Origin of the sequence: Actinophytocola sp. (assembly GCF_045807065.1) — a bacterium.
GTDB lineage: Bacteria > Actinomycetota > Actinomycetes > Mycobacteriales > Pseudonocardiaceae > Actinophytocola.
The window spans coordinates 1-21,409 of sequence record NZ_JBJMIE010000249.1; the positions used below are offsets into that span (position 1 = coordinate 1).

Below are 21,409 nucleotides of genomic sequence, written 5' to 3' on the forward strand. Positions count from 1 at the left end.
GGTGTACCGCCGGATCGGCGAGGGCGGGCACGCCGCCCGGGCCCGGGAGTGGCTCGACCGGCTCCGCCCGATCCCGGTCGCCTGACTCCTGCCGGCGGGGTCTGTGAAGAGGGGGGCGGGGGTCAGCGGCGGCGGGCGGCCAGCCCGGCCGCGACCGCCCCGGCGATCGCCCCGGCGCCGATCACCGACGGCACCCCGATCCGGGCGGCCCGCCGGCCGGTGCGGAAGTCGCGGACCTGCCAGCCGCGCTCCTTGGCCACGTCGCGGAGCTGGGAGTCGGGGTTGACGGCGACCGCGGTGCCGACCGCGGACAGCATCGGCACGTCGTTGACCGAGTCCGAGTAGGCCGTGCAGCGGCGCAGGTCGAGGCCCTCGGTGGCGGCCAGCGCGCGCACGGCGTGCGCCTTGGCGGGGCCGTGCAGCATCTCACCGACGAGGCGGCCGGTGTAGATGCCGTTCTCGCTCTCCAGGACGGTGCCGAGCGCGCCGGTGAGCCCGAGCCGCCGCGCGATGATCGCGGCCAGCTCGACGGGAGTGGCTGTGACGAGCCACACCCGCTGGCCGGCGTCGAGGTGCATCTGGGCGAGCGTGCGGGTGCCGGGCCAGATCTTGTCGGCCATCAGCTCGTCGTAGATCTCCTCACCGAGCGCGGTCAGCTCGGCCACCGAGTGCCCCGCGACGAACGACAGCCCGGACTCACGCGCGTTGCGGATGCCGTCCTGGCTCTCCCGCCCGCCCACGCGGAACATGACCTGCTGGAGCGCGAACTTGGCCAGGTCGGAGCTGGTGAAGAACTTGCGGGCGGCCATCCCGCGCGCGAAGTGGAAGATCGACGCGCCCATCATCATGGTGTTGTCGACGTCGAAGAAGGCGGCCGCGGTGAGGTCGACCGCCGGCGCCGGCCGCTGTGCCTGCTCGAGCGTGAAGGCTGCCTCGGCCGAGGCCTCGCCGGCGATCGTGGCCAGCAGGTCGGGCTCCTTCGCACGGCCACGCCACAGGGACACGGCATCGCCTCCGCGGTCGAGTTGCTTCAACGGCTACTTCATCCAACAGCGTAGCGAGCAGGTCCGCCGGGTTTTCGGGTCACTCAACCGAGTCCCAGGCCCGGGAGCAGCGGCGGCAGCGAGATGAGCGGCGGGACCGTGGTCGTCGACGGCACGCTCGGGACCGACGGGCGGTCGGTCGGCGCGGGCACCGAGACCGTGGTGCCGGGCACGGGCACCGGCGGCACCGCGGGCGTCGGCTGGGCCGACGGGATCGGCGCGCTGGGGGTCTCCGCCCCGGTCGCCGCCGCGGAACTGTCGGGGTCCTGTGCCACGATCGGCGGCGCGCCCGAAGAGGTGGGCGCGGTGGTCTTCTCCTCGCACGGGCCGGTCGCGGGGAGCGCCCCGATGTCGTCGAACGAGCCGGAGGTTTTTTGGTAGCACTTCGTGCGGGCCAGGAGGTCGGTCGCCCGTGCCGTGACGCGGTCCAGCAGGGCGCGAGAGGCGTTCTGGCGGTTGCGTGCGGCCTGCGGTAGGTGTGCGGCCACCTGTCGCAGCCGGGAGGCCTGCTGGGCCGACCAGTCCCGCAGCGACTCGAGCAGCCGCCCGTCGGTGTTCTTGGCGAGCGTGAACAGCTGACGGGAACCGGCGATGGCGTCGTTGTCGAAGTCGGTGAGCGCGGTCAGGTAGCCGCCGACCGGCGCGTCCGCGGGGTTGGGATAGCGCCGCGCGAGGGTCTCGATCTCACTGATCCGCGCCGAGGCGAACTCGAGGTGCTTGAGCGCCTTCGGCTCGTCCCCGAAGGTCAGCCCGAGCGAGGCGGCCTCCGCGGTGCGCTTGACCCCGTAGAGGGCGTCACCGGGCAGGGCGTCCCGGGAGAGCAACACACTCATCCCGGCCAACGACCCGACCAACGCGAACACCGCGAACGCCGCGACCACCAACCGGCCACGCGCACCGGCCCACACGCCACGCGGCTTGTCGTCGGACCCCTCGCCATCGGGCCGCCGCTCGTCCTCGGCCCGCTCGTCCTCGGGCCCCTTGTCCGCGGCAGGCTTGTCCTCGGCCCGCTTGGCCGCCGAGTCACCCGGCCGCGTCGACCCATGCCCGACACCGGGCCGGCTGGGCGTCCGCACGGCCCGAATCCGCCTACGAGGGCTCGTGGTCGGGGTGTGGCTGGTATCCGCGGTGGCCGGGATCGACGCGGTGGCTCGTTGCCCCGTGACGCTGTCGGTTGGCTCGGCCTGCTCGGTATCCCTAGCTGGTACCTGGTCGGGGATGGCGCGCGGCTTGGTGCGGTCACGTGGCCGGGGCAGGGTGACCGCTAACCGCGAGGCGTCCGCGCTTGGCGGGGTGGCGTTCGGAGAATCTGTCGGCGAGGCGGGACCTCTGTTGGGCTCCTCGGAGTCGTCGGCGTCGAGGGCGAGCAGGACCCGGTCGCGGATGCGCAGCCGTTCGCTCGCCGTCGGGGCCGTCAAGGGGTTCAGCGACCGCAGGGCGCGCACGACCGCCGCACGGTCGTGCTCGCCTCTGTTCTCGCCGTCCACAACTGGAAAAACGATTCTGCGGGCAGCGGAGTTACGCGGTCAGCGAAGGTCGGGCGGCAACAGTTGCGCGAGTCGCCGCACGGCGCGGTGCTGCAGTGCCTTCACCGCGCCCTCGTTGCGGGACATCACGACCGCCGTCTCCGCGACCGACAGGCCCTGCAGGAATCGCAGCACAATGCATTCCCGCTGGTCATCGCCCAGTTGACGGACGCATTCCAGCAACGCGGTCCTGGTCGCGCCCGCCAGCACCTGCTGTTCGGGCCCCGCTTCGACGCGGCCGGAGTCATCGACCTCGGCCGTTGTCACCTCCAGGCGGAACCGGCTGGACTTCACGTGGTCCAGCACCAGGTTCCTCGCAATCGTGACGAACCAGGCGCCGACGTCCCTGCCCTGGTAGGTCACCGACGAGATCCTGCGCAGCGCGCGCAGGAACGTCTCGCTGGTGACGTCCTCGGCCAGTTCCCGGTCCCCGACCCGGAAAAGGACATATCGGAACACCACGTCGACATACTTGTCGTAGAGCAGTGCGAACGCCGACCGATCACCCTCCTGGGCGGCGCGCACCAACTCCCACGATCCACCGGGCTCGGGTGCCTCCACGGCAGACTCCTGTCGCGGGATTCGCGCAAGCGTTACCGTGGCCAGCTCAGCTGGGCTCATGGTCTGCATGCTCGACTCCCTCGGCTGGTTCATCGGCCGTGACGGGGCACTACCGATGACCTTGGCAGCATACGTGTAGTTACTCGCTAGTAGGTAGGTCAACCTCCTGAAGGAGACTCGCGAGGCGGTCGACCATGACGTTAGTGAGTCGTGCCACACTGCCGGAAAGTTGCGCTGAGCGAAGGGGTTTTGATGGTCGACGCGCTGACCGGCAACGTTGCCGACCTTGTCGCCGATGCGGCCGGGCGGGCACCGGACCGCATCGCCCTCGTGGACGCGGCGAGCGGCCGGGCGAGCACCTGGGCCCAAACCAACCGCGCCGTCGACGCGTACGCCGCGAGGCTCGTTGACGCCGGGCTCGAACCAGGCGATCGGGTGGTTATCGCGCTCCCGAACGGGTCGGCGTTCTGCGTCGCGTTGTACGCGGTGTTACGGGCCGGCGGCATCGCGGTGCCGGCCGCCGCCACGTCGCCGGAGTTACCGGGACTGATCGAGGACAGCGGCGCCGAACTCGTCGTCGGCGACACGATCGACGCCCCGGACCTGGCCGTGGCCGGCGAGCCGCCCGGCGCGATCACGCCGGCGGCGAGGGGCGGCGAGGACATCGCGGTCCTCTGCTACACCTCCGGTACCGCCGGGGTGCCGCGCGGCGTGATGCTGTCCCACCGCGCGCTGCTGTCCAACGTCCGGCAGTGCGCCCAGCTCAAGCCGCCGCCGGTCACCGCGAGCGACCGCGTGCTGCTGGTCGTGCCGCTGTTCCACGCCTACGGCCTTGGCCCCGGCCTGCTGCAGGTCACGGCGGCCGCCGCGACGGCCGTGCTGATGGAGACCTTTGGCACCGAGCGTGCGCTGACGGTCTGCGCCGAGCACCAGGTGACCACGTTGGTCGGCGTCCCGGCCATGTACCAGGCGCTGACCACCGCCGACCCCCAGCGGCTCGCCGAGGGCCTGGCGTCGGTCCGGCTCCTGACCTCCGGCGCCGCGCCGCTGTCGCCGGCCGTGCTGTCGGCGGTCAAGCAGGCCACCGGGCTACCGGTGTTCGAGGGCTACGGCCTCACCGAGACCGGCCCGGTGCTGACGTCCACGCTGGTCAGCGGCATCGCCAAGCCCGGCTCGGTCGGCCGCCCGCTGCCCGACGTCGAGCTGCGGATCGTGGACGACGACGGCGTGGGGGCCGACCCGGACGAGGAGGGCTGGTTCGACGAGGACCAGCCGGAGACCGGCCGCGTCGCCGCCCGTGGCCCCAACCTGTTCAGCGGCTACTGGCCCGACGGCGCGGGCGGCCCGGACGCCGAGGGTTGGTTCCGCACCGGCGACGTCGGCTACCTCGACGCGGACGGTGACCTGCGGCTCGTCGACCGCGCCAACGACCTGATCATCGTGAACGGCTTCAACGTCTACCCGAACGAGGTCGAGCGGGTCATCGACGAACTGCCGGACGTCGTCGAGTCGGCCGCGGTCGGCGTGCCGGACGAGCGGACCGGCGAGCAGGTCGCCGCGGTGGTGGTCCTGCGTGCCGGCGCGACGTTGACCGAGGACGAGGTCCGCGAGCACTGCGCGGAGCGGCTGGCCCGCTTCAAGGTGCCGAGGACGGTCCGCTTCGCCGACGAGCTGCCCCACTCGCCGACGGGCAAGGTCCGGCGGGCCGCGTTGCGGGACGGGGCCGCGGAGTAGCGTCGATCGCGTGGTGACTGTGGTGACGAGGCAGGGCTGCCACCTCTGCGAGGTGGCGGAGGCCGAGGTCGAGCGCATCTGCGGGGAGCTGGCCGTGCCGTGGGAGACCACGGACGTCGACGCGGACCCGGAACTGCGCGCCGAGTACGGCGAACGCGTCCCGGTGATCCTGATCGACGGCGAGGAACACGGCTACTGGCGCGTCGAGGAACCCCGCCTCCGCGCGGCCCTCACCCGCTGACCCCGCGTGTCCAACGCCCAGACCCCGCGTGTCCAACGCGCGCGACGGGTGAGTTCGACAAAACGTGCCGCCCGGATTCGTTGAACTCGCGCGTCACCCGCGTTGGACACGCGCGTCGCCAGTGTTGGACTCGCGTGTCACTGGCGTTGGACTCGCGTGTCACTGGCGTTGGACACGCGTGTCGTGGGCGTTGGACACGCGGGTAAGGAAGACGTAATCGGGATTGGGTTGAACCGAACGGGGTTCCGCGCCGAACGTAGAGGTGTGCAACTCGACACGCGTGCCGCCGCCACGCCTACGCCGAAGAGCCGGCTCCCGAGGAGTCGGGCCATCGCCGTCGCGGTCCTCTCGCTTCTCGCCGCGCTCGGGGCCGGGCACCTCGTCGCGGCGTTCGTCGGCCCGTCCGCCTCGCCGTTCGTGGCGGTCGGCAACTGGGTGCGGGACATCTCGCCGCACCCGGTCGTCGAGTGGGCCACGAGCACCTTCGGCACGGCCGACAAGCTGGTCCTGTTCATCGGCGTCGCGGTCGTCGTCCTCGGGCTGACCGTGCTCGCCGGCCTCGCGTCCAGGACCAGGCCGACCCCGGGACTGGTCATAGCCGCGGCGCAGGGGGTGATCGCGTTCGTCGCCGTCCTCAGCCGCCCTGACCTGGGGCAGCTGGGCATCGTCGCACCGGCCGTCAGCACGGTCGCCGGCCTGCTCACGTTCAGCTGGCTGCACGGCAAGGCCTGGCCCGTCGAACAGGACCGCGAGAGCCGCCGGGGGTTCCTCCGCGCGAGTGCCGGCGTGCACGTCGGCGCGGGTGCCGCGGGCCTGATCGGCCAGCTGAGCGGCAACCGGGTGGACGTCGAGCAGTCCCGCGCCGAGGTCGGCCGGCTCAAGCCCGCCAGCCCCGCGCCGAAGCTCCCGGCGGACGCGGACTTCGCGAGCAGCGGCAGCGCCCGGTTCATCACCGGCAACCGCGACTTCTACCGCATCGACACCGCCCTCACGCTGCCCCGCGTCTCCGCCCAGGACTGGCGCCTGCGCGTCCACGGCCTGGTCGACAAGCCCGTCGAGTTCACGTTCGACGACATCCGCCGCCGTGCGCTCATCGAGCGGCCGGTGACCCTGACCTGCGTGTCCAACGAGGTCGGCGGCAGCCTCATCTCCAACGCCGACTGGATCGGCGTCCCGCTCCGCGACCTGCTCATGGAGGCCGGCGTGAAACCGGGCGCCGACCAGCTGTTCTCCACCAGCATCGACGGCTTCACCGCCGGCACCCCCGTCGACGCCCTCCTCGACCCCAACCGCGGTGCCATGCTCGCCATCGGCATGAACGGCGAGCCCCTGCCGCAGGAGCACGGCTTCCCGGCCCGGATGGTCGTCCCCGGCCTGTACGGCTACGTCTCCGCGACCAAGTGGGTGGTCGACATGGAGCTGACGACGTTCGCCGACAGGCAGGGTTACTGGATCCCGCGGGGCTGGGCGGCGAAGGGCCCCATCAAGACCGCGTCGCGCATCGACAACCCGCGGGACGGCGCGAACCTGCCGAAGGGCCGCACCACCATCGCCGGCACGGCGTGGGCGCAGACCGTCGGCATCCGGCGGGTGGCGGTCCGGGTGGACGACGACTGGCACGACGCCGAGCTGAGCAGCGAGGTCGACGTCAACACCTGGCGCATGTGGCGGGTGACCGTGGACCTGAAGCCGGGCAACCACCGCATCCAGGTCCGCGCGACCGACGACACCGGCTACACGCAGACCGACGCACTGGCCGACCCCGCTCCGGACGGTGCGACCGGCTGGCACACGATCGAGGTAAGCGCGGGCTGATTGTCGGTGGTCGGGCGTAGCGTCCTGGCGACTTCGAAGGAGGCCGCCATGACCGTCGTGCTAGCCATCGGCACCCGCAAGGGGATGTGGCTCGCGACCAGCGAGGACCGTGCCAGCTGGGAGGTGACGGGTCCCCACCACCCGATGACCGACGTCTACGCCGTCGGCTTCGACTCGCGCCGCTCGACGCCCCGCCTGCTCGCCGGCATCACCAGCGAGCACTACGGCCCGAGCGTGGCCTTCAGCGACGACCTCGGCCGGACCTGGCAGGAGCCGGACCACGCCCCGATCGCCTTCCCGGAGGACACGGGCGCGGCGCTCGCGCGTGTCTGGCAGTTCGCGCCGGGCGCGGCACCGGACGTCGTGTACGCCGGTGTCCAGCCCTCCGCGCTGTTCCGGTCCACCGACGGCGGGCAGACCTTCGAGCTGGTGCGCGGGCTCTGGGACCACCCGCACCGCGAGCACTGGACGCCCGGCTTCGGCGGCCAGGCGATTCACTCGATCGTGCCGCACCCCACCGACCCCGCGCGCCTGACCGTCGCGATGTCCACCGGCGGCGTGTACGCCACCGAGGACGGCGGCGAGACCTGGCAGGCCCGCAACCAGGGCATCAAGGCGTACTTCCTGCCCGACCAGTACCCCGAGTACGGCCAGTGCGTGCACAGGATCGCCCAGCACCCCGACCGGCCCGAGCGCTTCTACGCGCAGAACCACCACGGGGTCTACCGCAGCGACGACGGCGCGCTCACCTGGCGGTCCATCGCCGAGGGGCTGCCGTCCGACTTCGGCTTCCCGATGGTCGTCCACCCGCACCGGCCCGACGTCGTCTACAACTTCCCGCTGGTGGCGGACGGGCGGCGGTTCGCCCCGGAGGGCCGGTGCGCCGTCTACCGCAGCGAGGACGCCGGCAGGTCCTGGGACGCGCTGACCGACGGCTTACCCGAGCCGTTCTGGAACGCCGTCATGCGCGACGCGATGTGCGTCGACGACGCCGACCAGGCCGGCGTCTACATCGGCACCCGCTCCGGCACGGTGTTCGCCAGCCGCGACGAGGGCGAGCACTGGCGACCGGTGGTCCAGAACCTGCCGGACGTGCTGTCCGTGCGTGCCGTGGTGGTCTAGCCGTGGACGTCACCGTGCGGCTCCCCGCGACGCTGCGTACGCGGGCCGGCGACCAGGCGACGGTGGCGGTCAGCGTGCGGGACGACGCGACGCTCGCCGACGTCCTCGACGTGCTCGCGGGGCGGTACCCGGGCCTGGAGCGGCGGCTGCGGGACGAGACCGGCCGGCTGCGCAGGTACGTGAACTTCTACGTCGACGGCGAGGAGTGCCGGCACCTCGCCGGTGCCGCCACCCCGCTGCGGGGCGTCGGCGAGGTCCAGATCATCCCATCGGTGGCCGGCGGATGAGCACGGAACCTCCTAGGGCACTAGATGTCATCAAGAGCTACCTGCTACATGTCAGTAGGGCGTGAAAACCGGCTCTGGCCGGCGACTTTGTGCCTGCGTTCACAAGCGGCTACCGTTATGAACATTCCCAGGGGCGAGTCTTTCGAGGAGCATCAGCGTGGCGCAGCGTGGCCAGTCCGGCTCGAACGGTAGAAGGCCAGTACCGCCAGCGGAGAGCGCCGCGGAAGTCACCGCCCCCATGCCGCCGCTGACCAACGGTCAGGGCGCGCTCTCCCCACGGGCCATCCCCGAGGCCGCGGTCGCGCGCCTCGCGGTCTACCTGCGGGTCCTCTCCGGGATGAAGGAGCAGGGCATCGGCACGGTGTCCAGCGAGGAGCTGTCGGTCGCGGCCGGCGTCAACTCCGCGAAGCTCCGCAAGGATCTCTCCTACATCGGCACGTATGGCACGCGTGGCGTCGGGTACGAGGTCGAGGTGCTCATCGACCAGATTGAACGTGTCCTCGGCCTCACCCGTGAACAGAGCGTGGCAGTGGTGGGGATCGGTAACCTCGGACATGCGCTCGCCAACTACGGCGGGTTCCCTGGCAGAGGCTTCCCGGTGACCGCACTCTTCGACGTCGACGCAGACCTGATGGGCGTGCCCGTCGGTGGGATCCCGGTTCACCACATCGACGACATTCCGGCGGTGTGCAGGGCCAAGGAGATCACCATCGGTGTCATCGCCACGCCACCGGCCGCCGCACAGAAGGTGTGCGACCGGCTGGTGGCCGCGGGGGTGGAGTGCATCCTGAACTTCGCCCCGGTGGTGCTCCAGGTGCCGGAGACGGTCGAGGTCCGCAAGGTCGATCTCGCGGTGGAACTGCAGATCCTGTCGTTCCACCAGGCCAGGCGCGCCGACAGCGCGCCCACCGGGGAGACCGCGCCGCAGCCACGCGTCAGTGGCCGGGTAAACGGAACGCCGCGCCATAGTGTCAACAACGGGGCGGTGGTCAGAAGATGAGTGTCCTGGCGGTAGGCATCTCGCACAGGTCCGCGGACCTGCCGGTGCTCGAACGCGCCACGGTGCCGGCCGGCGAGGCCGGCAAGGTGCTCGACGAGCTGATGCGGTGCGAGAACGTCGTCGAGGCCGCGCTGGTCACGACGTGCAACCGGGTCGAGGTCTACACGGTCGTGCAGGCCTTCCACGCCGGTCTCGCGGACGTCGTCGGCGTGCTCGGCCGGCACTCCGGTCTCGACGTGGCCGAGCTGTACGAGCACCTGTATGTGCACTACGCGGCCGCGGCGGCCGAGCACCTGTTCCGGGTGAGCGCGGGCCTCGACTCCATGGTCATCGGCGAGGCGCAGATCCTCGGCCAGGTCCGCACGGCCTACAACACGGCGCGTGAGCGCGGCACCGCGGGTCGCACGCTGCACGAGCTGTTCCAGCGCGCCCTGCGCGTCGGCAAGCGGGTCCACGCGGAGACCGGGTTGGACGCGGCCGGCGGCTCGGTCGTGTCGGAGGCCCTGATGGACGCCGCCGGTGTGCTGTCGGGCCTGACCGGGCGGCGTGCCCTGATCGTCGGTGCCGGTTCGATGGGCGGTCTCTCCGCTGCCGCGCTTCGTCGTGCCGGCATCGGCGAGATCGTCATCGCCAACCGCACCGAGCGGACCGGCGTGCGCATGGCGGAGCTGCAGGTCGAGCAGGGCACCCCGGCGTCCGCGGTCGGCCTCGACGACCTGCCCACGCACATCGCCGACGCCGACGTCGTGATCTCCTGCACCGGCGCGACCGCGACGGTCATCGACGCGAGCATGATCAGGCCGCGGGTGAAGCCGCTGGTCGTGTGCGACCTGGGCCTGCCGCGTGACGTCGCGACCGACGTGGCGACGGTCCGCGGCGTCACGATCGTCGACCTGGAGAGCCTGCAGCGGCGCCTCGTCGAGGCCCCGAGCGGCCTCGACACCCGCCGCGCGACCAAGATCGTCGCCGACGAGGTCAGCGGCTACCTCGCGACCCAGCGCTCGGCCGAGGTCACCCCGACGGTGACGGCTCTGCGCCGCCGCGCGGCCGAGGTGGTGGACGTCGAGCTGCTGCGCCTGAACTCCCGCCTCGACCTGGAGCCGACGGCCCGCGCCGAGGTGGCCCAGACCGTGCGCCGCGTGGTGGACAAGCTGCTGCACACCCCGACCGTCCGCGTGAAGGAGCTGGCGACGGGCCCGAACGGCGTGGAGTACGCCGAGGCCCTGCGCGAGCTGTTCCAACTGACTCCCACGGCCCCGGCCGCCATCACCGCGGCCGCCGCGCCGGTCACAGCCACCGCGCCCACCGCGCCGCTGTACGAAAGTCCCACTGGTGCGCCGGGGGCCCCCCCGGTTTCCACGCTACCGGGCGGGACCGACAGTTCCGGCGCGGAAAGCGGGGCTGTGGACAACTTCGTGGCACGAGCCCGAGCGAAAGTCCCCTTCGTGGCGCAGGGAGCCCCCGATTTCAACGCTACCGGGGAGCACCGACAGTCGGCGGACGGTGAGCGCCGGTGAGCAGTGTCATCCGGATCGGCACCCGCGGCAGCGCGCTCGCGCTCGCCCAGTCGAGGACCGTCGCGGCCCGGCTGGAGGCGGCCGGCGCCAGGACGGAGCTGATCACCGTCGTCACGCCGGGGGACCGGTCGGCCGCGCCCATCGCGGAGATCGGGATCGGGGTGTTCACCTCCGCGCTGCGCGACGCGCTCGCCGACGGCACCGTCGACGTCGCCATCCACTCCTACAAGGACCTGCCGACCGCGCCCGACCCCCGGCTGTCCCTCGCCGCCGTGCCGTCGCGGGAGGACCCGAGGGACGCGCTCGTCGCCCGGGACGGCCTTACCCTCGGTGAGCTGCCGGCGGGTTCGCGGGTCGGCACGGGGTCGCCCCGGCGGGCGGCCCAGATCAGGGCGCTCGGACTGGGCCTGGAGATCGTGCCCATCAGGGGCAACGTCGACACCAGGATCCGCAAGGTGCACGACGGCGAGCTGGACGGCGTGGTGCTCGCTCGTGCCGGGCTGGCCAGGCTCGGCCGGCTCGACGTGATCACCGAGGTGCTCGACCCGATCCAGGTGCTGCCCGCGCCGGCGCAGGGCGCGCTGGCCGTGGAGTGCCGGGTCGACGACGTCGACACCGAACACCTGCTCCAGTCAATCGTGGACGACACAGCCACCAGGGCCGCGGTCGGCGCCGAGCGGGCCTTGCTGGCCGCGCTCGAGGCCGGCTGCCAGGCCCCGGTCGGCGCACTGGCCGATGTGGTCGAGGACCTCGACGCCGACGACAGGATCGTGCACCGCCTGTCGCTGCGCGGGGTCGCGGCCGCGAACTGGACGTTCGACAGCCAGGCCGAAGGGCCCGCCGTCGAGCTGTTCCGCGCATCGGCCACCGGTGACCTGACAGAAGGTGAGCAGCTCGGGCGTGCGTTGGCCGCTGAGCTGCTCGAGCTCGGCGCGGGCACGTTGACCGGCGACGAGCACAACAGGTAATTAAGAGGAAGTGGCCGAGAAATGACCACCGAAGCCCGAAAGTCCTCCGGACGCATCGCGTTCGTGGGCTCGGGGCCCGGCGACGCCGGGCTTCTCACCGTCCGAGCGCAGGAGTTGATCCAGCGCGCGGAGCTGCTGGTGATCGACCCGGACGTGCCGTCCGGCGTGCTCGCGATCGCCGATCCGGAGGCCGAGGTCCGGCCGGCGGTCGGCGAGCCGGCCGACGTCGCGAGGGATCTCGTCAACGAGTCGAAGGCAGGGCGCGTCGTCGTCCGTTTAGTGTCCGGCGACCCGCTGACGCACTCCGGTCTCGTGGCCGAGGCGCAGGCGGTGGCCAAGACCGCCGCGGTCTACGACGTCGTGCCGGGTGTGCCGACCGCGACCGCCGTGCCCGCGTACGCCGGCATCGCGCTCGGCGGCACGCACACCGAGGTCGACGTCCGCGGTGACGTCGACTGGGCCGGCCTCGCCAAGACCCCGGGGCCGATCGTGCTGATCGCGTCGTCGAGCCACCTCGCCGAGGCCGCGTCCGCGCTCGTCGAGCACGGCCTCGCGCCGCAGACCCCGGTCGCGGTGACCGCCGACGGCACCGGCCCGGGCCAGCGCACGCTCGACAGCACGCTGGCCACGCTCGGGCAGGACGCCGGCGAGATCTCCGGCAACCTCGTGGTCACGGTCGGCCAGGCCGTCGCGGAGCGCACCAAGCTGTCGTGGTGGGAGTCGCGCGCCCTGTACGGGTGGCGCGTGCTCGTGCCGCGCACCAAGGACCAGGCCGGCGAGATGAGCGAGCGGCTGCGGCTGCACGGCGCCATCCCGTCGGAGGTGCCGACCATCTCGGTCGAGCCGCCGCGCAGCCCCGCGCAGATGGAGCGCTCGGTGAAGGGCCTGGTGGACGGCCGCTACCAGTGGATCGTGTTCACCTCGACCAACGCCGTGCGCGCGGTGTGGGAGAAGTTCGAGGAGTTCGGCCTCGACGCGCGTGCGTTCTCCGGGGTGAAGATCGCGTGCGTCGGCGCGGCCACCGCGGAGAAGGTGCGCGGCTTCGGCATCATCCCGGAGCTGATCCCGTCGGGCGAGCAGTCCTCGGAGGGGCTCCTGGAGGAGTTCCCGCCGTACGACGACATCCTCGACCCGGTCGACCGGGTGCTGCTGCCGCGTGCCGACATCGCCACGGAGACGCTGGCCGCCGGCCTGCGCGACCGCGGCTGGGAGATCGACGACGTGACCGCGTACCGCACGGTGCGTGCCGCGCCGCCGCCGGCCGAGACCCGCGAGATGATCAAGACGGGTGGCTTCGACGCGGTGTGCTTCACCTCGTCGTCCACCGTGCGGAACCTGGTCGGCATCGCCGGCAAGCCGCACACCCGCACGCTCGTCGCCTGCATCGGCCCGAAGACCGCGGAGACCGCGCGGGAGTTCGGCCTGCGGGTGGACGTGCAGCCGGAGGTGGCGCAGGTGCCGGCGCTGGTCGACGCGCTGGCCGAGCACGCCGCACGCCTGCGGGCCGAGGGCGCCCTGCCCCCGCCGCGCAAGACCAAGCGCGCCCGCCGCTGAGTCCTGTGGAAGGCGCTTTCCGGACCCGGCCGTGCCATGAGGGGCGCGCGATGAGGACGCTCGACGTCCCGAACGCGCCTTTCATGGCGGTGCCGACGTCTCGAACGTGCCTTTCCTGACGGTTTGGAGTTAGCCGTGTTCCCTGACCAGAGGCCTCGGCGGTTGCGGACCTCGCCCGCCATGCGCCGGCTCGTGGCCGAGACGACCGTGCGGCCCAGCCAGCTGGTGCTGCCGATGTTCGTGAAGGAGGGCGCGACCGAGCCGGTCCCGGTCGCGACCATGCCCGGCGTCGTGCAGCACAGCCGCGAGAGCCTCCGGAAGGCGGCCGTCGAGGCGGTCGAGGCGGGCGTCGGCGGCCTGATGCTGTTCGGCGTCCCCCAGCACAAGGACGCGGTGGGCTCGGGCGGCTGCGACCCGAACGGCGTGCTGAACCTCGCCCTGCGGGACCTGCGGTCGGAGCTGGGCGACGAGACCGTGCTCATGTCCGACCTGTGCCTGGACGAGTTCACCGACCACGGCCACTGCGGCGTGCTCGACGCCTCCGGACGCGTGGACAACGACGCGACGCTGGAGATCTACGGCCGCATGGCCGTCGCCCAGGCCGAAGCCGGCGCCCACCTGCTCGGCCCGAGCGGCATGATGGACGGCCAGGTGGCCGCCGTCCGCGCCGCACTGGAGGAGGCGGGCTTCACCGACACCGGCATCCTGGCGTACTCGGCGAAGTACTCGTCGGCGTTCTACGGCCCGTTCCGCGACGCGATGGAGTCCTCGCTGCAGGGCGACCGGCGGACCTACCAGCAGGACCCGGCGAACCTGCGTGAGGCGCTGCGCGAGGTCCGGCTCGACCTGGACGAGGGCGCGGACATGGTCATGGTGAAGCCGGCCATGCTGTACCTGGACGTGGTGCACGCGGTGGCGGAGATCGCGGACGTACCGGTCGCGGCCTACCAGATCTCGGGCGAGTACGCCATGATCGAGGCCGCCGCGGCCGGCGGCTGGTGCGACCGCCGAACCGCGATCCTGGAGTCACTGTCCTCGATCCGGCGCGCCGGCGCGGACATCGTGCTGACCTACTGGGCCGTCGAGGCATCGGCCTGGCTGCGGTAGAGCGGAAAGGCACAGGTACCCTGCCGCCCGTGACGAAGCCAGGCAATTCGGATCCAGAAGAGCCCACGGCCGACGAGGCGCCCCAGCCGGCGGACGGGATCGAGCCCACGGCCGAGCCGTCGCGGGCCGACTCGGGCACCGAACCCGCCGACAAGGCCGCCGCGGCCGTGGAGGCCACGCGCGCGGGCGGCCCGGAAGCCGAAGTCGCGGACCCCGCGCAGGCGGAGGACGCCGAGGCGGGCGGAGGCAGGGCGAAGGCGCGGTCCGTCGAGGCCGAGGAAGCCGAGCCGCTGATGGCGGAGCTGGAGAAGGCCCCGCCACCGCCGCGTGAGCAGGCTCTCCGCACCCAGGCGAAGCGCCGCTTCGAGGAGCCGGCGCCGCGCATGCTCCGCTTCTCCTTCTACTTCTTCACCGCCGCCGGGTTGGTCTGGCTGTTCAGCATGGTCCTGTCCCTGGTCTACAAGCAGCAGATCATCGACGACCAGATCAAGAGCAACAAGGACCCGAAGATCACCCCGGACCAGATCTCCAGCGCGGTCAACCAGATCCTGTGGATCGTGACCATCGCGGCGCTCGCGTTCACGATCTTCCTCGCGCTCTTCGGCTACAAGGCCACCGAGGGCACCCGCCGGGGCCGCGCGCTGGTCACGATCTTCGCGGTCATCCTCGTGATCTTCCACCTGTTCCTGAACGGCACGCAGCTCGGGATCCTCAGCGCGATGTTCGCCCTCGTCGGGCTCGCGTTGCTGTGGGCCCCGTCCTCGCGCAAGTACTTCCCGCCACGCCAAGTGCCGTGAGCGGAGCGGACCGCGGGCACCCCGCCGACGCAAGACGTCACCGAGCCCGCGAGGGGACGTCTTGAGCGGCGGGGGTTACGAGCGGGTCCTCTACCTGGAACCGGGCTCCACCTGGTGGCCGCTGCTCTGGGGACCCGCCTTCGCGGCCGTCGGCGCCGGGCTCGAGGCGTTCACCGGGCCGGTCCACACCGTCCCCTGGCTGATCGTGGCCATCGCGCTGTTCGGGCTCGCGGCCCTGTGGGTGAACGCCCGCCGCAAGGTCTACCGGGTCGAGCTGACGCCCAGCCAGCTCACCCAGGGCCGCGAGACGATCGACACCGGCACCATCACCCAGGTCACCGACGTCGGCGCGGCGGCCGGCGCACGGGTGCTCGGCGGCGGCTGGACCGCGCCGCGCAAGACCACCGAGGTGCCCATCCGCCTCGAGGACGGCACCGTCGTCCTCGCCTGGGCCCTCGACGGTGAGGCATTCCAGGAAGCCCTGGCCGACCTCGTGGAAAAACAGGCGTAGAAGAATGGGCACCGTGGAAGAGCCCATCATCAGGCCCAAGGCCGTCGACTCGGCGTTCCAGGCGGTGCTCGCGAGCGTGGCCATCAGCTGCCTCGGCACCGTCTTCACCGTCCTGCTCGACCGGGCCCTGCTGACGAGCTGGGTCAAGGAGACGATCGCCAGCATGCCGCCCGAGCAGCGGCTCAGCGCGTCCGCGCTGGTCGGCGCCATGCAGGTCATCCTCGGGTTCAGCATCGTGATCTTCGCCGGGCTGTTCGTGCTGTTCGCCATGAAGATGCGGGCCGGCCGCAACTGGGCACGCGTCCTGCTCACGCTCTACACGGTGTTCGGCGTCTGGAGCTTCCTCGCCGCCATCGCCGACAGCGGCGCGGAACTGAAGCTCATCTGGAGCCTGGCCGAGGTCGCGTTCGGCGTCACCGCGGTGATCTACATGTTCCGCCCGGAGTCGACGAAGTACTTCGCCGAGCACAAACAGCGCCGCCTGCGTACGCACAAGCGGCCGTGAGAAGGTAGAAAAGTGACCGTGGCCACCGAAGAGCTCGTCGCCCCGCCGCCAACCGAACCGGGCCAGCTGCACAAGCCGTGGCGGGCGTTCGTCGCGCTCGGTGAGCTGGTCGTCGCCGCGGTCGCCGTGTGGTTCGCGTTCGACCTGTGGTCGCGCGGCGTCGCGAAGGTCGTCGAGCACTACCCGAACAACATCACGCTGGAGTCCACCCGCTGGATCGGCAGCTGGATGGCGCTCGCGATCCTGCTCGGCACGGTCGCCGCGGTGCTCGTCGTCGACGCCGCGCGGCAGGTGATCCTCGCGGTCCGTGCCCGGCCGAGGCGCGGAAAATAGCGGTGTAAGACTGGTCGGGTGACGATCGAACAGTCTCGGGCCCTCTTCAAGCGCGCCCAGTCGGTGACTCCCGGCGGGGTGAACTCCCCGGTCCGCGCGTTCCAGGCCGTCGGCGGCACGCCGAGGTTCATGGTCCGCGGCGAGGGGCCCTTCCTGTGGGACGCCGACGGCAACCGGTACGTCGACCTCGTCAGCTCGTGGGGCCCGATGATCCACGGGCACGCCCACCCGCCGATCGTCGAGGCCGTCCGCGCGGCCGCCACGAGCGGGCTCTCGTTCGGCACCCCCACCGAGGCGGAGATCGACCTCGCCGAGGAGATCATCCGCCGCGTCGACCCCGTCCAGCAGGTACGGCTGGTCAACTCCGGCACCGAGGCCACGATGAGCGCCATCCGCCTGGCGCGCGGCTTCACCGGTCGGACCAAGATCGTCAAGTTCGCCGGCTGCTACCACGGCCACGTCGACGCGTTGCTGGCCGAGGCCGGCTCCGGCGTCGCGACCTTCGCGCTGCCGAACACGCCGGGCGTCACCGGCGCGCAGGCCGGCGACACGATCGTCCTGCCCTACAACGACCTCGACGCGGTCCGCGCCGCCTTCGCCGAGCACGGCGGCCAGATCGCGGCCGTGATCACCGAGGCAGCGGCCGGCAACATGGGCGCGATCCCGCCGGAGCCCGGCTTCAACGAGGGCCTGCGTGAGCTGACCCACGAGGACGGCGCCCTGCTGATCATGGACGAGGTCATGACCGGCTTCCGCGTGACGGAGGCGGGCTGGCACGGCGTCGACACTGTGGCCGGCGACCTGTACACGTTCGGCAAGGTCATGTCCGGCGGGCTGCCCGCGGCGGCGTTCGGCGGCCGCGCCGACGTCATGGCGCTCCTGGCCCCCGCTGGCCCGGTGTACCAGGCGGGCACGCTGTCCGGGAACCCGGTCGCGGTGGCCGCCGGTCTCGCCTCGCTGCGGGAGGCCAGGCCCGGGACGTACGTGAAGCTCGACGCCAACGCGACCAGGCTCGGCGCGCTGCTGGGAACGGCGCTCACCCAGGCGGGCGTCCCGCACCGGGTCCAGTTCGCCGGCAACCTGCTGAGCGTGTTCTTCACCGAGGCGCCGGTCCGGAACTTCGCGGCGGCCAAGGCGTCGGCCACCGGCCGGTTCCCGGCGTTCTTCCACGCACTGCTCGACCGGGGCGTGTACGCGCCGCCGAGCGCGTTCGAGGCGTGGTTCGTCAACGCGGCGATGACCGAGGAGACGTTCGAGATCATCGCGGCGGCACTGCCCGCGGCGGCGGCCGCGGCCGCGGAGGGGGAGAAGTGAGCGGCGCAAGCACACGGACGGTCGTGCACCTGTTACGTCACGGCGAGGTGCACAACCCGGAGGGCATCCTCTACGGCCGGCTGGCGGGCTTCCGGCTGTCCGAGCTGGGGCAGCGACAGGCGCTGATCGTGGCCGAGAGCCTGTCGGGCAACGACATCGCGCACGTGGTCGCCTCGCCGCTGCAGCGCGCGCAGGAGACCGCGACCCCGATCGTCGACTCCCACCAGCTGACCCTCGACACGGACGAACAGCTGATCGAGGCCGCCAACATCTTCGAGGGCAAGCGGGTGGCCATCGGCGACGGTGCCCTGCGTTCACCCAAGCACTGGCCGCAGCTGCACAACCCCTTCCTGCCGTCCTGGGGCGAGCCGTACCTGCAGATCGCGCGGCGCATGCTGGGCGCGGTCTACCGCGCGCGGGCGGTGGCGGAAGGCCACGAGGCGGTGTGCGTGTCCCACCAGCTGCCGATCTGGACGCTGCGCAGGTTCCTGGAGGGCAAGCGCCTGTGGCACGACCCGCGGCGGCGCCAGTGCTCGCTGGCGTCGCTGACCAGCCTGCTGTTCGACAACGAGAGCCTGGTCGCGATCCGGTACTCGGAGCCGACCGGCGCGAGCAGCCCCAAGGTGACCGGGGCATGAGGAAGATCGCCCTGTTGCTGGCCGCGGCGTTGCTGGCGGCCGGCTGCTCGACCGGCCCGGACGCGGTCGCGAACGGCACGGAGTTCAACTTCGTCAGCCCGGGCGGCAAGACCGACATCACCTACGACGCCGACGAGCGCAAGCAGATCGGCAAGCTCGAGGGCGAGAGCCTGATGGACGAGGGCAAGCAGCTCAGGCTCTCGGACTACCGGGGCAAGGTCGTGGTCCTGAACATCTGGGGCGCGTGGTGCCCGCCGTGCCGGGTGGAGGCGCCGCAGATGCAGAAGGTCTGGGCGTCCTACGAGGACAAGGGCGTGCAGCTCCTGGGCATCGACGTCCGCGACGACGACCGCAGCTTCCCCGAGGACTTCTCGCGCGACACGGGCCTGACCTACCCGTCCATCTACGACCCGCCCCAGCGTTCGCTGCTGGCGCTGCAGGGCTACCCGCGGGCGGCGGTCCCGTCGACGATCGTCCTGGACAGGCAGCACCGGGTCGCGGCGGTCTTCCTCCGCGACCTCCTGGCCACCGACCTCATCCCGGTGCTGGACCGCCTGCTGGCCGAGAAATGACCGTGGGCCGGCCAGGCGGCCGGCCCACACCGCCTCACCAGCGGTCGGAGGCGGCGATCGCCTTCAGCTGCTCGGTGGTCAGCGGCGGCTGCGGCGCGAGCACCCCACCGGCGCCCTTGGCGTCGCCCATGTTGCTGAGGTGCATGAGGATCACCGTGCCGTCCGGGCGGACGACGTTGAGCAGGTAGGTGATCCCGCCGGTCTCCTGGAGCGGTTCCTGCCCGATCGCGAGCTTCGTGCCGTCCGGCAGGGTGCTCTGCGTGCAGGTGGACCGGTCGGGGTCGTCGCACCAGACGCCCGCCCCCGGGTCCATGCCGTACATCTGCAGGTCGAAACCGCCGGTGACGCCTGCCGCGGTCAGGGTGCCGCGGATCACGACCCCGTTGCCGATGGCGTCGTCGTTCGACCGCGTCGTCACCGACGTCGTCGGCACCGACGGTCCGCTCGTGTTCGTCTCCGCACTACCCGGGACCGACCGGGGGCCACCCGAGGGCGGGTGCTCCTCCACACCGACGCCTCCGGAGTCGCTCACCTCGAACGTCGCCGTGTTCCCGAGCACCCGCCGGAACCGGTTGGCCAGGTCCTCGGTCGTGCTGGGCACCGCGGGCTCGGTGGTGGGCGCCGCCGTCGCCACGGTGGTGGTGGTCGGTGGGCCACCGGCCGCCGCGCCGGTGTTGCCGCCCGGCACGAGCCACATGGCCCCGGCGGCCAGTCCCGCCACGGCGACGACGGTGGCCGCGACCGGCACCAGCCGCAGGCCGAGCGCCCGGCGCGGCCCGGGCGCGGTGGACAGGGCGCCGGCCGACGCGGCGTCGGCCCGGCGCTCCAGCTCGGCGAAGGCGTCGTGGAGGGTGCGCAGGTCGGTCATGAGGTCTCCTGGTAGGCGCGGGAATCGGTGGTCATGTCGATGCGCAGAGCGGCGAGTGCCCGGTGGATCTGGCTGCGGACGGTCGTCTCCCGGCAACCCAGCTGGCCGGCGATCTCGGCGTCGGGAAGCCCCGCGTAGTAACGCAGGACCACCGCCGCACGCTGTTTCCTCGGCAGGGCGGCGAGGCGGCGGATCATCGCGTCCCGCTCGGCCCGCTGGTCGGCGCCGTCGCCGTACCCCGCCGCGTCCGGCTCGACGTCGGACCTCGGCGTGGTGCGGGCGAGCCGCCTGCGCCAGGACAGGTAGTCGTTGACGACCATCCGCCGCACGTAGGCGTTCGGCTCGGCCATCCCCGAGATGCGGTCCCACCGCTCGAACGCCCGGCCGAGCACGTCGCTCACCAGGTCCTCGGCCAGCCACGCCTGGCAGGTCAGAACCGTGGCGAACCGCATCAGCGCGGGTCGCTGTCGGGCCACGTACTCGGCGAACTCCATCGGCCACTCCCGGTCGGCTGCTCGGCTGTGTGCTCGGACCCTCAACGGAGTCGTGCGGCAGGACGTTGCACGACGCGGCGGATTCCTCAACGCCAGCTGAGAGGCGGACCCGGTACCCGTAGGACCAAGGTCCCACGCCTACCCTCAACCGCGTGGACCCGACCGCCATCGCCACCAGTGGGCCGCTCGTGCTGGCCGCTGGGGTGGCGCTGCTCGCGGGCGTGATCTCCTTCGCCTCGCCGTGCGTGGTCCCACTGGTCCCCGGCTACCTCGCCTACCTGACCGCACTGGTCGGCTCGGACACCGAGGACGGCAGGAAGGCCAAGGTCCTCGGCGCCGTCGGCCTGTTCGTCCTCGGCTTCACGGTGGTCTTCGCCCTCAGCGTCGGCGGCCTCGTCTGGTGGTTCTCCGACGCGCTCGCCGCCAACCAGACCGTCCTGCAGCGGGTGGGGGGCGTGGTCATCATCGGGCTGTCGCTGGTCTTCGTCGGGCTCATCCCCGGCCTGCAGCGGGACATCCGGTTCCACAAGGTCCCCCGCATGGGCCTGGCCGGCGCCCCGGTCCTCGGCGCGATCTTCGGTCTCGGCTGGACCCCGTGCATCGGCCCGACCCTCTCCGGTGTCCTCGTCATCGCCGCCAGCACCGGCGGCACGGCCGCACGCGGCTTCCTCCTCGTCCTGCTCTACTGCCTCGGGCTGGGGTTGCCGTTTCTGCTCATCGCGCTCGGCGCCCGCTGGACGGTCCGCGCCAACGGCTGGCTGCGCCGGCACGCCCGGGCCATCCAGCTGACCGGCGGCGTGCTGCTCTTCGTGGTCGGCGTGCTGCTCGTCACCGGGCTGTGGGGCGAGCTGACGTCCTGGCTCAAGTACGCCGTGATCACCAACACGGAGCTGCCCCTGTGA

22 protein-coding genes and 1 pseudogene are annotated in these 21,409 nt (G+C 72.0%); 18 read left to right on the forward strand and 5 right to left on the reverse strand.

Annotation, left to right across the window (positions count from 1 at the left end; translation table 11 throughout):
• Nucleotides 1-122: 122 nt before the first annotated feature.
• The 3 genes from ACJ73U_RS14465 to ACJ73U_RS14475 all read right to left on the reverse strand — a co-directional run bounded on the left by ACJ73U_RS14465 (nt 123) and on the right by ACJ73U_RS14475 (nt 3,199).
• Nucleotides 123-1,004 (reverse strand): HAD family hydrolase, encoded by an 882-nt coding sequence (locus ACJ73U_RS14465; protein ID WP_407778122.1) that lies wholly within the window; start codon nt 1,002-1,004, stop codon nt 123-125.
• An 83-nt stretch (nt 1,005-1,087) separates the two neighbouring features.
• Nucleotides 1,088-2,530, reverse strand: a complete 1,443-nt coding sequence (locus ACJ73U_RS14470) for a DUF5667 domain-containing protein (RefSeq protein ID WP_407778123.1) — start codon at nt 2,528-2,530, stop codon at nt 1,088-1,090.
• A gap of 39 nt (nt 2,531-2,569) precedes the next feature.
• Nucleotides 2,570-3,199: a sigma-70 family RNA polymerase sigma factor gene (locus ACJ73U_RS14475; RefSeq protein ID WP_407778124.1), complete on the reverse strand. Its 630-nt coding sequence runs from the start codon at nt 3,197-3,199 to the stop codon at nt 2,570-2,572.
• Nucleotides 3,200-3,382: 183 nt separating this feature from the next.
• On the opposite strand from ACJ73U_RS14475, the gene ACJ73U_RS14480 reads away from it, so the two are divergent.
• From ACJ73U_RS14480 to ACJ73U_RS14560, 17 genes and pseudogenes are all read left to right on the forward strand, one after another.
• On the forward strand, nt 3,383-4,864 hold the full coding sequence (locus ACJ73U_RS14480; protein WP_407778125.1) for an AMP-binding protein: 1,482 nt from the start codon (nt 3,383-3,385) through the stop codon (nt 4,862-4,864).
• A gap of 13 nt (nt 4,865-4,877) precedes the next feature.
• The gene (locus tag ACJ73U_RS14485; protein ID WP_407778148.1) at nt 4,878-5,105 is read left to right on the forward strand and encodes a glutaredoxin family protein; all 228 of its coding nucleotides are present in this window, start codon (nt 4,878-4,880) and stop codon (nt 5,103-5,105) included.
• 264 nt (nt 5,106-5,369) lie between these two features.
• The gene (locus ACJ73U_RS14490) at nt 5,370-6,920 is read left to right on the forward strand and encodes a molybdopterin-dependent oxidoreductase (RefSeq protein WP_407778126.1); all 1,551 of its coding nucleotides are present in this window, start codon (nt 5,370-5,372) and stop codon (nt 6,918-6,920) included.
• A 48-nt stretch (nt 6,921-6,968) separates the two neighbouring features.
• Nucleotides 6,969-8,042, forward strand: coding sequence for a WD40/YVTN/BNR-like repeat-containing protein (locus ACJ73U_RS14495; protein ID WP_407778127.1), 1,074 nt, complete (start codon nt 6,969-6,971; stop codon nt 8,040-8,042).
• A gap of 2 nt (nt 8,043-8,044) precedes the next feature.
• Nucleotides 8,045-8,329: a ubiquitin-like small modifier protein 1 gene (locus ACJ73U_RS14500; RefSeq protein WP_407778128.1), complete on the forward strand. Its 285-nt coding sequence runs from the start codon at nt 8,045-8,047 to the stop codon at nt 8,327-8,329.
• A gap of 238 nt (nt 8,330-8,567) precedes the next feature.
• On the forward strand, nt 8,568-9,329 hold the full coding sequence (locus ACJ73U_RS14505; protein ID WP_407778149.1) for a redox-sensing transcriptional repressor Rex: 762 nt from the start codon (nt 8,568-8,570) through the stop codon (nt 9,327-9,329).
• Nucleotides 9,326-10,675, forward strand: a pseudogene (locus tag ACJ73U_RS14510) (glutamyl-tRNA reductase); the annotation flags it as partial. The gene ACJ73U_RS14505 and the pseudogene ACJ73U_RS14510, both read left to right, overlap by 4 nt.
• Nucleotides 10,676-10,842: 167 nt before the next feature.
• Nucleotides 10,843-11,814 (forward strand): hydroxymethylbilane synthase, encoded by a 972-nt coding sequence (hemC, locus tag ACJ73U_RS14515; protein WP_407778129.1) that lies wholly within the window; start codon nt 10,843-10,845, stop codon nt 11,812-11,814.
• 21 nt (nt 11,815-11,835) lie between these two features.
• On the forward strand, nt 11,836-13,368 hold the full coding sequence (locus ACJ73U_RS14520) for a uroporphyrinogen-III synthase (RefSeq protein WP_407778130.1): 1,533 nt from the start codon (nt 11,836-11,838) through the stop codon (nt 13,366-13,368).
• Nucleotides 13,369-13,503: 135 nt separating this feature from the next.
• Nucleotides 13,504-14,475 (forward strand): porphobilinogen synthase, encoded by a 972-nt coding sequence (hemB, locus tag ACJ73U_RS14525; protein ID WP_407778131.1) that lies wholly within the window; start codon nt 13,504-13,506, stop codon nt 14,473-14,475.
• A 29-nt stretch (nt 14,476-14,504) separates the two neighbouring features.
• The gene (locus ACJ73U_RS14530; RefSeq protein ID WP_407778132.1) at nt 14,505-15,272 is read left to right on the forward strand and encodes a hypothetical protein; all 768 of its coding nucleotides are present in this window, start codon (nt 14,505-14,507) and stop codon (nt 15,270-15,272) included.
• Between the two features lie 61 nt (nt 15,273-15,333).
• On the forward strand, nt 15,334-15,783 hold the full coding sequence (locus tag ACJ73U_RS14535; RefSeq protein WP_407778133.1) for a hypothetical protein: 450 nt from the start codon (nt 15,334-15,336) through the stop codon (nt 15,781-15,783).
• A 13-nt stretch (nt 15,784-15,796) separates the two neighbouring features.
• Nucleotides 15,797-16,288 (forward strand): hypothetical protein, encoded by a 492-nt coding sequence (locus ACJ73U_RS14540; protein ID WP_407778134.1) that lies wholly within the window; start codon nt 15,797-15,799, stop codon nt 16,286-16,288.
• 18 nt (nt 16,289-16,306) lie between these two features.
• Nucleotides 16,307-16,621, forward strand: coding sequence for a hypothetical protein (locus ACJ73U_RS14545; protein WP_407778135.1), 315 nt, complete (start codon nt 16,307-16,309; stop codon nt 16,619-16,621).
• Between the two features lie 24 nt (nt 16,622-16,645).
• Entirely contained in the window at nt 16,646-17,935 is a 1,290-nt protein-coding gene (hemL, locus tag ACJ73U_RS14550) for a glutamate-1-semialdehyde 2,1-aminomutase (RefSeq protein ID WP_407778150.1), read from the forward strand.
• Nucleotides 17,932-18,573 (forward strand): histidine phosphatase family protein, encoded by a 642-nt coding sequence (locus ACJ73U_RS14555; protein ID WP_407778136.1) that lies wholly within the window; start codon nt 17,932-17,934, stop codon nt 18,571-18,573. The genes hemL and ACJ73U_RS14555 overlap by 4 nt, the downstream gene beginning before the upstream one ends.
• Entirely contained in the window at nt 18,570-19,145 is a 576-nt protein-coding gene (locus ACJ73U_RS14560; RefSeq protein WP_407778137.1) for a TlpA disulfide reductase family protein, read from the forward strand. The genes ACJ73U_RS14555 and ACJ73U_RS14560 overlap by 4 nt, the downstream gene beginning before the upstream one ends.
• A gap of 34 nt (nt 19,146-19,179) precedes the next feature.
• Here the strand turns inward: ACJ73U_RS14560 and ACJ73U_RS14565 are convergent, their stop codons facing one another.
• Nucleotides 19,180-20,013, reverse strand: a complete 834-nt coding sequence (locus ACJ73U_RS14565; protein WP_407778138.1) for a hypothetical protein — start codon at nt 20,011-20,013, stop codon at nt 19,180-19,182.
• Nucleotides 20,010-20,507, reverse strand: a complete 498-nt coding sequence (locus ACJ73U_RS14570; RefSeq protein WP_407778139.1) for a SigE family RNA polymerase sigma factor — start codon at nt 20,505-20,507, stop codon at nt 20,010-20,012. Before ACJ73U_RS14570 ends, ACJ73U_RS14565 begins: the two co-directional genes overlap by 4 nt.
• A gap of 152 nt (nt 20,508-20,659) precedes the next feature.
• Between ACJ73U_RS14570 and ACJ73U_RS14575 the strand changes: the two genes are divergently transcribed.
• Complete coding sequence (locus ACJ73U_RS14575; protein ID WP_407778140.1) at nt 20,660-21,409, forward strand: cytochrome c biogenesis CcdA family protein; 750 nt, start codon at nt 20,660-20,662, stop codon at nt 21,407-21,409.